This window comes from Rhodococcus ruber, from assembly GCF_027270735.1.
Classification (GTDB): domain Bacteria; phylum Actinomycetota; class Actinomycetes; order Mycobacteriales; family Mycobacteriaceae; genus Rhodococcoides; species Rhodococcoides rubrum_A.
Window position 1 is genome coordinate 1 of sequence record NZ_JAPWIJ010000024.1, and the last position, 10,455, is coordinate 10,455.

Annotated in this window: 10 protein-coding genes; 3 read left to right on the top strand and 7 right to left on the bottom strand. The window is 61.1% G+C overall.

Annotated features, from left to right (window positions below):
• Positions 1–273: 273 nt before the first annotated feature.
• The 7 genes from O4220_RS27550 to O4220_RS27580 form a co-directional block, all read right to left on the bottom strand.
• Positions 274–921, bottom strand: coding sequence for a cupin domain-containing protein (locus tag O4220_RS27550; protein WP_269608724.1), 648 nt, complete (start codon positions 919–921; stop codon positions 274–276).
• 77 nt (positions 922–998) lie between these two features.
• On the bottom strand, positions 999–1,946 hold the full coding sequence (locus tag O4220_RS27555) for a DUF1028 domain-containing protein (RefSeq protein WP_269608725.1): 948 nt from the start codon (positions 1,944–1,946) through the stop codon (positions 999–1,001).
• Positions 1,943–3,205: a metal-dependent hydrolase family protein gene (locus O4220_RS27560; RefSeq protein ID WP_269608726.1), complete on the bottom strand. Its 1,263-nt coding sequence runs from the start codon at positions 3,203–3,205 to the stop codon at positions 1,943–1,945. The genes O4220_RS27555 and O4220_RS27560 overlap by 4 nt, the downstream gene beginning before the upstream one ends.
• 51 nt (positions 3,206–3,256) lie before the next feature.
• Complete coding sequence (locus O4220_RS27565) at positions 3,257–4,075, bottom strand: dipeptide/oligopeptide/nickel ABC transporter ATP-binding protein (protein ID WP_332112894.1); 819 nt, start codon at positions 4,073–4,075, stop codon at positions 3,257–3,259.
• Positions 4,072–5,814, bottom strand: a complete 1,743-nt coding sequence (locus O4220_RS27570) for a dipeptide/oligopeptide/nickel ABC transporter permease/ATP-binding protein (protein WP_332112895.1) — start codon at positions 5,812–5,814, stop codon at positions 4,072–4,074. The genes O4220_RS27565 and O4220_RS27570 overlap by 4 nt, the downstream gene beginning before the upstream one ends.
• Positions 5,811–6,752: an ABC transporter permease gene (locus O4220_RS27575; RefSeq protein WP_269608727.1), complete on the bottom strand. Its 942-nt coding sequence runs from the start codon at positions 6,750–6,752 to the stop codon at positions 5,811–5,813. The genes O4220_RS27570 and O4220_RS27575 overlap by 4 nt, the downstream gene beginning before the upstream one ends.
• Positions 6,753–6,862: 110 nt before the next feature.
• On the bottom strand, positions 6,863–8,428 hold the full coding sequence (locus O4220_RS27580) for an ABC transporter substrate-binding protein (RefSeq protein ID WP_332112896.1): 1,566 nt from the start codon (positions 8,426–8,428) through the stop codon (positions 6,863–6,865).
• A gap of 285 nt (positions 8,429–8,713) precedes the next feature.
• Here O4220_RS27580 and O4220_RS27585 point away from each other — a divergent pair, with 285 nt between their 5' ends.
• The 3 genes from O4220_RS27585 (at position 8,714) to O4220_RS27595 (ending at position 10,396) form a co-directional block, all read left to right on the top strand.
• Positions 8,714–9,343, top strand: a complete 630-nt coding sequence (locus O4220_RS27585) for a DJ-1/PfpI family protein (RefSeq protein ID WP_269608728.1) — start codon at positions 8,714–8,716, stop codon at positions 9,341–9,343.
• Between the two features lie 335 nt (positions 9,344–9,678).
• Positions 9,679–10,278, top strand: coding sequence for a hypothetical protein (locus O4220_RS27590; protein ID WP_269608729.1), 600 nt, complete (start codon positions 9,679–9,681; stop codon positions 10,276–10,278).
• Positions 10,268–10,396 carry a hypothetical protein gene (locus O4220_RS27595; RefSeq protein WP_269608730.1) on the top strand — a complete coding sequence of 43 codons (129 nt, stop codon included), beginning with the start codon at positions 10,268–10,270 and terminating at the stop codon, positions 10,394–10,396. The genes O4220_RS27590 and O4220_RS27595 overlap by 11 nt, the downstream gene beginning before the upstream one ends.
• Positions 10,397–10,455 lie beyond the last annotated feature (59 nt).

A 10,455-nucleotide genomic window follows, 5' to 3' on the forward strand; every position in this document is an offset into this window, starting at 1 on the left:
GTACACCGACGTTTCGAAGGCGCGTTCTCATCACTCATATCACCGCTGACGGGGGCTCGTGGATTTTCGATGTGGTCACGCGATCAACGTAAGACTGCGATCCGGTGCCCCCCCCCATTCACGTAGTCGATTGGGCCACAGAGGTACTCGACGCTATACGCTGCCAGGCATGGTCTGACGCGCGCCGCGGAGGGAAGGCTCGATCCCACGGCTGCTGCAGGTTTGGTTTGATGTGCGGCGGTCGGCAGCATATGGTTCGCCCGCATGTCGAAGTCAGAATGAAGGCGGCGTCATCGCACCGATCAGAACGGCGGGATCCGTTGTCTCGTTGGCGTACCAGTGAGGTAGCGAAGCATCGTAGGTGATGGAGTCGCCGACACAGAGCTCGTGACGAACGGAATCCACATAGACCACCAGGCTGCCGACAGCGATGAGCACACACTCCTCCCCCTCGTGTCGGAAGGGGAGATTTTCGTTGCTCCAACCTGCGGAGATCTGAGCGCGAAGCATGCCGAGCTTTCCGCTCATGGTCGGCGTCAGCAGCTCGTAGATCATGTCAGGTTCGGCGACCTGTAGCCGTCGGCGTGCCGACCCCCGCACGATTCGCGCCGGCTCATCGGTCGGACCACCTGCTCCGAAAAAGTCGCCGACTGCGACGCCTAGCGCCTGCGCCAGCTTCAACAGCGTGGTGAAGCCCGGGTTGCCGAGGCCACGTTCCACTTGGCTGATCAGACCCGAACTCACTCCAGAGCTGGCTGACAACGCGCTGACGCTCAGCCCACTCTCAGCCCGAAACTGCCGAATCAGCAGACCCAGTTGCTGTGTCGACATGGTGGCAGAGCCGTTATCGCCCGGCATGTCCCCCTGCGGCATCCTGATCAACTCCGTGCTTGCCAAACCATCAAAGACCCACCTTGCCATAACGAATGCGCCGTAATTTGCGCGCGACCAATCATCCCACGGAGTCTTCGCCGACAGTGCAACGCCCTCGTCACGTGTTATTGGATTTCTTCTGCGGCGTCGAGAGCGGCGAAGACAGGATCTAAGATTTCCGCCTTGATGATTTCCGCTTCCACCACTGAGCGCAAGTATCTACCCCACCGTGGTTGGGCGGCGACGACCTCGAGCAGAACGTGGCAAGCCTCCTCGACTCGACCGGCGCGACCGAGCAGGACTCCGTACCAGAATGCTGCTTCGAAATTCTCACCGAGCGTCTTGCGGGCCTCCTCGAGCGCAAGGATGGCGTGCGTCAGCTCGTCAGATGAGACTCCGACGTACGGGCCGAGCATAAGCCCGCGTGCAAACAGGACGGACCCGATCCCGTCATAAGCTTTGCTTAGCCCAGCCAAGCGTGTCAGCTCGGCCACCGGGTCATGGTGATCGTCGACTCGAACATCGACGATCGTTTCCTCCCACGGTCGGCTAGATACGCGTCCTGTCACGACCTTGAGGACAGCTGACTGTGACCCGCGAGCGTCACCACCGGCGCGTTCACCGGCCTGGAGCGCTGCTAGAAGCCGGTCGACGAACGGCGCGTCCCGCGCGAGCTCGTATGCGGCCAGCGCCTCGCGATACACCTCGTGAGAGGTCAGCATGTTCCCTTGGACGCTCACCTGTCTCCCCGCCACACTTCCTGCGGCGGGGACGCACGCGCCGCCTGTCTGGCTCGCCACCTCGCCACTGCAGTCGACGACGGCGAGCTGCCGGAACTGTACGTCGTCCTCCGAGCGGGAGAGCGCCTGCAGGGCTTGTTGCGCGGTCGCACCCGATCGAAGAAGAGCCAGACCTTGCGGGCCAAGCCCAACATTGACGAACGCCTGAGTAGCTACTGCGCCGACGCCTGGTTCGAGCCACCCCACGAGTCGGCCTACTCCGAAGAAATGTGACTGGCAGGCGATGCCCAGCTGGCCAGTGTCCGGGTCGCGCGCCACGATCGAAAGCGTCATGCCCGCACTCTTTCGTCGTTGAGAACTCGGGAGTCGTCGCTGCTACGACCTGACCGCTCATCTCTGTGGACTTCGCCGTCTTTCACTACGACGAGTATTCGCCGCAGGTCGGTGATATCGATCAACGGGTCTCCGTCTACAGCGATGACGTCTGCGCACTTACCGGCCTCGATCGTCCCGATGCTCGCCTGCGCGTCAGCGTTGATGGCACCGTCGCGGGTCGCTGACAGCAGCGCTCGTGCCGGTGATAGCCCAATCCGTACCATTTCGATCAGTTCCTCGACGAACCCATCGTGCGGATTGAATGGAGTTCCGGCATCCGTTCCGGCGGCGATGTTGATACCCGATTCCACCGCTTGTCGGAACATCGACCTGCTTCGCTCCATCTCGACTCGGGCCTTGTCTACGATCCAGCCGGGAGTTCCGCCCGAGGGACCGCGGCCGACGATGCCCGAGATGGCTGCAAGCGTAGGAACCAGGAATGTCCCACGTTCCAACGCGAGTTCGAAGAGTTCTTCGTCGAGGTGAAACCCGTGCTCTATCGTGTCCACCCCGGCGAGAATCGCATTCTTGATCCCTTCCCTGCCGATCGCGTGGGTAGAGACACGCCGTCCAGCATTGTGTGCTTCCTCCACAATCACCTGCAGCTCCGCGCCGATCAGTGCGGTCTGCGTAGGTTGCACGCCCGACGTCAACACACCGCCGGTCGCCATGGCCTTGATGAATGACGCCCCCTCCTTCAACTGCCCGCGAACAGCAGCGCGCACCGCACTGAGACCGTCCGCCTCGACGCCCATGAAGTGACCGTGTCCCCCTGTCATGGTGATCACTCTTCCCGCGGCAAACACTCGTGTGCCCGTGATCAGCTTCGAGTCGATGGCCCGACTCACATCGATGACGATGTTGTCCTTTGCCCCGCAGTCCTTCACTGTCGTGACACCGCTCAACAGAGTGATCATGGCGTTATTGGCAGCTCGCAATCCTCCGGTCACGCTCGAATCCTCCCCGACCTGGCCGGCGAGATCGGCAGAAGCGTCGTTCGCGAGATGCACATGCGAGTTGACGAGTCCCGGCATGACGAACATGCCCCTCAAGTCCATCACGTCATGGGTCTCCGGCGCGTGATCGCTCGGGCCGACCCAGGTGATGACCCCGTCGTCCACACGTATCGAGTGTTCGCCTGGCAACGGGCTGTGGCCGGTGCCGTCGAATATGGTCGCACGGTCCAGCAGGAGGGAACGGGTGGTGCGATTGATCACTGTGAAACTCCAAGGGAGAGTAGGAAGCGGTACGTGGTCAGGACTATGGATTCAGCCGGGGACTCCGGCTGATGGTTGGGCGCGGAGAAAGAGCCCGTCGCCATCTGGCACGCTGGCGACGAGGGATTGGGTGTATCCGGCTTCGGGACTTCGCAACAAGCTCGCCGGCCCCTGCTCGACCACACGCCCGTACCGCAGAACCGTCAGGTCATCACACATCCGCGCGGCTACGCCAAGGTTGTGCGTGATGAAAACACACGCGAACCCGAGCGCGGTCTGCAGCTCTTCCAGCAAGTCGAGGACTTCTGCTTGGACGGAGGCATCCAGGGCCGAGGTCACTTCGTCAGCAATAAGCAAAGCCGGGCTCACAGCGACCGCTCGCGCGATGGCGATGCGCTGCCGTTGTCCGCCGGAGAACTCATGTGGCAGCCGAGACGCAGCTTCCGGATCGAGCGAAACAAGACCCAGTAACTCAGAGATTCGGGCGTCGTGTGTCTTCGCTCGGGCGCTGACTGGGTCGATCGCCTCAGCCAAGGTGCGACCAACAGTCAGGCGCGGATCCAGAGAGGCGTACGGGTCTTGTGGGATGAGCTGAACCCGTCTGCGCAAGGATTGTCGTTTGGTTCCACGCGCCCCCGGTACGTCTACCCCGTCGACCTGAACAACTCCAGCAGTCGGTCTCAGCAGACCTACGATCACCTTGCCGAGACTGGACTTACCCGAGCCGGACTCGCCGACTACCCCCATCGTTCGGCCGGCTCTCACCTCGAGCGATACGTCATGCAGAACTGCGGTGTGCGATCTGTATCCCGCTGTCACTCCCGCCATCTGGAGTAAGGGGGCGTGCTTATTAGTTGACCTAGCGATCATGCCTTCGACCTGCTCTCGTCGTCTCGGAAGATCACATGGTTGAGAGCAGAGTTCGATGACGCGTCCAGTAGCCGCTTGGTGTACGGATGCGAGACGCGTCGATCGCGTAGCTGCTGCGCAGTCAAGTGTTCGACAATTCGTCCTTGGTAGGCCACGTACATCCGGTCACACATCGCGGCGACCACATCGATGTCATGGGATATGAGAAGAACGGACATGCCGTGGTCGCGACCTACCTTTTGAATCAAGCGCAACACATCCGCTTGAACCGTCACGTCGAGAGCCGTTGTCGGCTCGTCAGCAATCAACAACTTTGGGTTCGACATCAGGGCCATGGCTATCATTGCTCGCTGCCGCATCCCGCCAGACATCTCGTGGGGGTACTGATGCAGACGTCGCTCGGGGTCGGTCACACGAACTTCCTCGAGTCCGCGAACTGCCATGCGCCGAGCCGTTTTCCTGTCGACGCGTGTGTGAACGCGGATACTTTCGGTCAGTTGTGGCCCCAATTTGCGCGCTGGGTTGAAGCACGATGACGGATCTTGAAAGACCACGCCCAGGTCCAGCGCCAGTTGTATCGGGGCAGTCTTCGTCGGGCCCATCGAATGACCTGCGCAAGCGAGGCGATCAGCTTCCATGCGCAATCCGGTAGGGAGCAGACGGGCCGCCGCCATAGCCGTAAGGCTCTTTCCCGACCCGGACTCACCGACTAGACCTACTGTCTCTCCGGAGCCCACTCGGATCGACACGCCCTTGACCAAGTCACTGTCGCCGCTTGCGATGCGCAGGTTGTCGATGACGAGAACATCATCTCTCTTTGGCGTGTCATCGTCGTCTACTCGAGTGTGAAAGCTTGTTGGTTCGTCGCTCGTCGAGCTGGACCGGTCGCGTCTGCGCGCTAGTCGAGGATCGCTAGCTGCTACCACACCGTCGCCGAGCAGGCTGGCCGACAGACCTGTCAGCACGATCATCAAAGATGGCGCGATGGCGGCGCTGGGATTTTGGTTGATGTCGCGAATCCCACTGGCCAGCAACTGGCCCCAGTCGATCGAGGGAGGTTGAACACCCAGGCCGATGAAACTGAGACCGGACATCATGATGACGGACGTCGCAAGGCATACCGAGGTAAGCACCATGATCGGTGACGCGATGTTGGGGAGAATGTGACGGAACAACACGCGAGACGGACTGACGCCCAGCAGTCGCGACGTCGTGACGAAGTCCCTCTGTGCAACGGACTTGGCCAAGGTGTTGGTCAATCGAGCGAACTGCGGGCAGAAGGCCAGACCGACCGCCACGATCACCGTGAGCTGGCTCGGTCCGAAGATCGCCGTGACGCACAGCGCGACAATGATAGGAGGTAGCGCAAGCCACAGATCGATAACACGGGAACCAATCCACGTTGTGCGATGGCCCGCTACGACGAGGGAAGCGCCGAGCAGTACACCCAACAGGAGCGCGATCGAAGTGGCGGTAACACCCATTACAAGGGTCAAGCGCGTAGCTACCAGAGTACGGGCAAGTACGTCCCTGCCTTGCGCGTCGGTGCCGAACCAGTCACTGACGGAGGGACCCTGACGTAGGTTTCCGGATCCTTCGTCGGCCGCATGTGCCCACAAATACGGGCCGACAACGGCGAGGATCAGGAGCACCGTAAGGCCCGTCGCGCCCACTGTGAGGCTCCACGGAACGCGTCGTCCCACTTGTGCTTGCACAGTAGGAGTTCCCAGCCCGCTCATGCGGCCGCCCCCGAAGACATCACGCGAGGATCGAGCACAGCCAGGACGATGTCGATCAGCAGATTCATCACGACAGCTACCAGACCCAGCGTCAGAATTATTCCCTGAATCATTGGATAATCGCTCGCCAGGATCGCTTGGACGATCTGCGTGCCTAGACCTGGAATGGTGAACAGATTCTCCACGATGACCGTGCCTCCGAGCAGAGCCACGAGAAGGATTCCACCCATTGTCAGCGTGCTCGTTGCGACGTTCGGCAGCGCATGGAATACCAGCAGTCGACTTGTCGAGATCCGTTTGCTGCGCGCTGTTGCGATGTATTCCTGAGACAGGACGCTACGAGTCTCGTTACGCACGATACGCGCGAACGCCGCGCCCGGTGCTAGTCCTACAGCGATGCACGGAAGCAGATAGCCGGACACGCTCTGCCCTCCTTGCACGGGCACCCACTGAAGTTGAACGGCGAAGACGGTCACCAGGATCGTGCCTGTCACGTATTCGGGCACAGCGCCGAGTACGCCAGTCACAGCGTTGAAGGCACCAGACGTCGAAGAGCCACTGTTACGCGTTTCTCTGACGGCCATCGCCATGCCTGCCGGGAACGCGAGCAACAAGACGAACAACAGCCCACCGGCGGCCACCGAGAGCGTGAACGGCAGTCGCTGCGCAATCAGGGACAGCACAGACTGGTCGTTGACGAAGGACGCTCCCCAGTTCCCGGATACCAAGCCGGATAGGTAATGCCAGGCTTGCAGAAGGACCTGATCGTTTAGACCCAACCGATCGCGAACGATGGCGATCTGTTGGGGACTTGCAGAGAGACCTGCAATATTCCGGGCGGGGTCGCCCGGCACGAGCTGCACGATGACAAAGGTCAGCGCAACCAGCGCCAGAGCCACGGCCCCTAGCCCCACAACCCGCCGTCCGATAAATGCCATCCAGACACGGCTACCAGCCGAGAAGGCCCGGGGCACCGTATGATTCGGGTGTCCGTGCAGGTCGTGCGCTGGCGCTGTCATCGCGAGACCGCCCTCGCGCGCTTCCCCACTCACGGTGCAACCCGGATGGTCGCGGCCCTGACGAAGCCCTTGGAGACCACCGATGTCACGCCAGGCGCGTAGGCGATCGTTGCTGGAGCTGTTGCCAACGGGAGGACGTTCACGTTGTCGAGCAACAGTCCTTGATACGTCGACAGCGCCTTACAGCCGTCGGTGCCTGAGCTCTGACGGGCAGCGTCGAGGGCCCGACTGGCCGCATCATTGCTGACAGCGGAGATGTTCTGACCTTCCGGCGGCACTGCACCAGTGAAGAAGTTCGCTGCGCTGAGCAAGCTCGAAGAGGTGTTTGCGTAGACAAGTATCGTGACGTCCCAATCGTTCAGTGGCTTGAAAAGGCCTGCCGCCCAACGCTGGTTGTCGAGGTTTTCGAAGCTCACATTCGCACCAGCACTCCCGAGTGCTGACGCGACATAGGAATTCGCATCGCCGCCTGCCAACAAAGTTGTCCCGTTCACTTTCAACGAAAGGCCGCCGAGCGTCTCGGCAGCCTTTCGAGGATCTAGCCGAGGAAGTTTTGATGTCATCGATTCGTCGTGGCACGCGTAAGTCGACTCGCCTAAGTCGGACATCACCTCTCCCGCTCCGTAACTCTGGACCTGGTTGAGCCGTTGGACATCGATGGCCTCGGCGATGGCGCGGCGGACAGCTGGATCGGCCGTCGGATGACCGGCCGTTTGGTTGAACATCAAATAGGTGTCCGACTGCTGGGAGACGGCCGTCGTGAGCCCCTTCTGCTCCGCGATTCGCTTCCACACGTCGGTCGTGTACCCGGCGATCTGCACCTCGTCAGTCGACTGCAGGTTGGCCCGCGTGTTCTCGTCCGACACGACCTTCATCGTCAATTCCGCAGGCCGTTCGCCTGTACTCACGAGCCCGGCGAACGAAGGGCCCCAGTTGTAGTTGTCCCGCCGTACGAAGGTGTAGCTCGAACCAGCGACCTGGTCACCGGCCATGTATCCACCCGTACCCGACGAACCCGTCTTCAGCGTGGTCGGGTCGCCGGTGCCGGCCGAGCAGACGATGCCCGTGAATGGAGTGCTCAGTCCCGACAACAACCCCGAGTACGCCTTTGCAAGGTTCACAGTGACCGTCTGGCCCTCGACAGAAACGTCTGCGCTGTTCTCCGGTCCGATCACGTCGGTCAGGAACGGTGCGGCCGTCGCGGGATCGAAGAAACGTCGCAGCGACTTCGCAGCGACTTCGGCGGTCAACTTCTCGCCGTCCGAGCACGTCACGTCGTCCCGCAGAGTGAAAGTTGCCGAGCTAGGACCAACTGTCCACGTACTGGCCAGTCCAGGAATGACGGTCCCATCTGAATCAGTAGCAACGAGTGTGTCGTACATCGACCACAGAACCGTGATGTCTTGGAAAGAGACTCCCAAGGCCGGGTCATAGGACGTGACCGGGCCATTCAGCTGCATAATGACCTGTTCGCCACTCGCACCGTGACTTGACGGGTCAGCCGTCGCGCATGACGCGACAACTACTGCCGCGCTCAACCCCATAGCGAGCCCCGTCAACGCGCCACGAGTCCTTCGTGTAGTGAAGATGTGCATTACATCCTTCCGCTTCGAGCGGCGAATTCTCCGCGCTTCCGACCAATGGTGAGTACTATCACTTATAGTGAACACCACATTCACTATTTTGAACAGTGGCGGGATCGGATCTTCTGCGACCGTTGCACCGAAGCCCTTGTGCACGATCTGCTACTTCCACCTCCTGATGCCGATAGGCGATGTGAGGTGGCTCAGTCGAGACGACAATCTCGTGTCAACCGCTGATTTCGACTCATCCACGGGCTGGGTGAGTCCAACCACGTGCATGCCACTTAGGAGAACGAAATGAAAATTGCTATCGTCTTGTACCCCGGATTCACCGCACTGGATGTGGTGGGTCCGTACGAGGTACTGGGGCGCCTCCCGGGCGCAGAAGTCGTTTTTGTTGCGGAGGAGCCAGGATTGGTCCTCAATGATCAAGGAAGCTTGTCCATCCAAGCCGTGGCCAAGCTCGAAGACATGTCACACCCTGACGTCGTCGTCATCGGTGGAGGGCCTGGCCAGCTGGACCAGATGAGCGATGGACCCCTGCACCGGTGGCTCCGTCAGGTGGACCAGACCACTCAGTGGACCATGTCGGTGTGCACTGGTTCCCTCATCCTTGCGGCCGCCGGACTGTTACAGAACCGCCGAGCCACGACGTACTGGCTCCAGCTCGAGGAGCTGCGCAAGTTCGGCGCCATCCCTACTGACGAGCGGGTCGTGACGGATGGAAAATACTTGATCGGCGCGGGTGTCTCGGCCGGTATCGATGCAGCTCTGACGCTGGCCAGCAAGATTGTAGGCGACGACGGAGCGCAAGCGTTACAGCTCATCATTGAGTACGATCCTCAGCCGCCATTCGATGCAGGTTCGGAGTCGAAGGCACCGCGCTCGGTTGTCGAAGACGCCAAACGACAATTACTTGGGTCGTAAGTTAGACCGTTGCCATCAGCGAACACACCGGAGCGGGATGACACCTCGCTTCCCGCAGACCATCGAGCGAAAGCCGGCCACTTTCCGAACAGCCACCGAGCACCCGGTCCATGAGTGAGGCCCACTACGACCGTCAACCACATCGAGAAGCAGACAAATCGGCAGCAGCCCGGCGGTGTTCGAACAATCAGATCGATACAAGGAGGCCTTACGGAAGCCGCGCAGTTGACAGAGACATCTTCGATTCATCTTCATCACTGGCGCGAACCAGGACGCGAAGTCTGTCACCGTCGAATCCTGCGAAACATCAGTCGTGAACTTACTGCTTTTAGCGGTTGACGGCAGCGTCGTTCGGACGCCGCGACGCTGTTCTTCTGCTTCTGGCCGGAGCAGGCCTGTCCTACAACGCTATTACAGGGCTCGACCGGGACGGCATCAGCGCTGACGGTGCGAGTCTGTGGATCGGTGGCCGCCACCGCATCCACATCGACCCCGACGAGGCCACCGGATTGAAGCCGGTCGAAGTGTGGCAGCGCTGGCACACGGTCCTGATGTTCTCTGACCGCTACCCGTCGACGACGTTGCTTGCAGAGCATTTGCAGCGCAACACTTTTCCTGACATGACCGCGTTTTCGCGCCGCGGTGGTCCCGTCGCGAACCCGATCGATCGGTGTGGTCACCCACCGTTGCCTGCCGCCCCGATGACTTCCGCCGAGATCGGATCGGTGATCGCCGCGCACCGTACCGGGCTCTCACCCCGACACACCTCGCGGCGTGTCAAGAGCTCGAGTGCGACCGTCGAGCAGATCCAGACCGCCGTGGCCGAGTGCGCCCCTGTAACCCCGAAGTTCGATTCCGGGTACTACCCTCGCTGGGGTCGACGCCCGTCGGCGCGCACACACCGCCCTGGCGGACGTGCCGGACATGGTCGATGACGTCGAGGACCACATCGCAGCGCTCCTGCAGCGCACCCTTGAATTGCTCGGCGACGAGGCCATTCCCAGAGGGGTTCGCGTGGTATTCGACCCCCACGCCAGCGTCGAGAGACCGTGACGGTCCCACCTGACATAGAAACCGCGTTATCGGCGTACGCCGTCAGACGGGGAGGCACG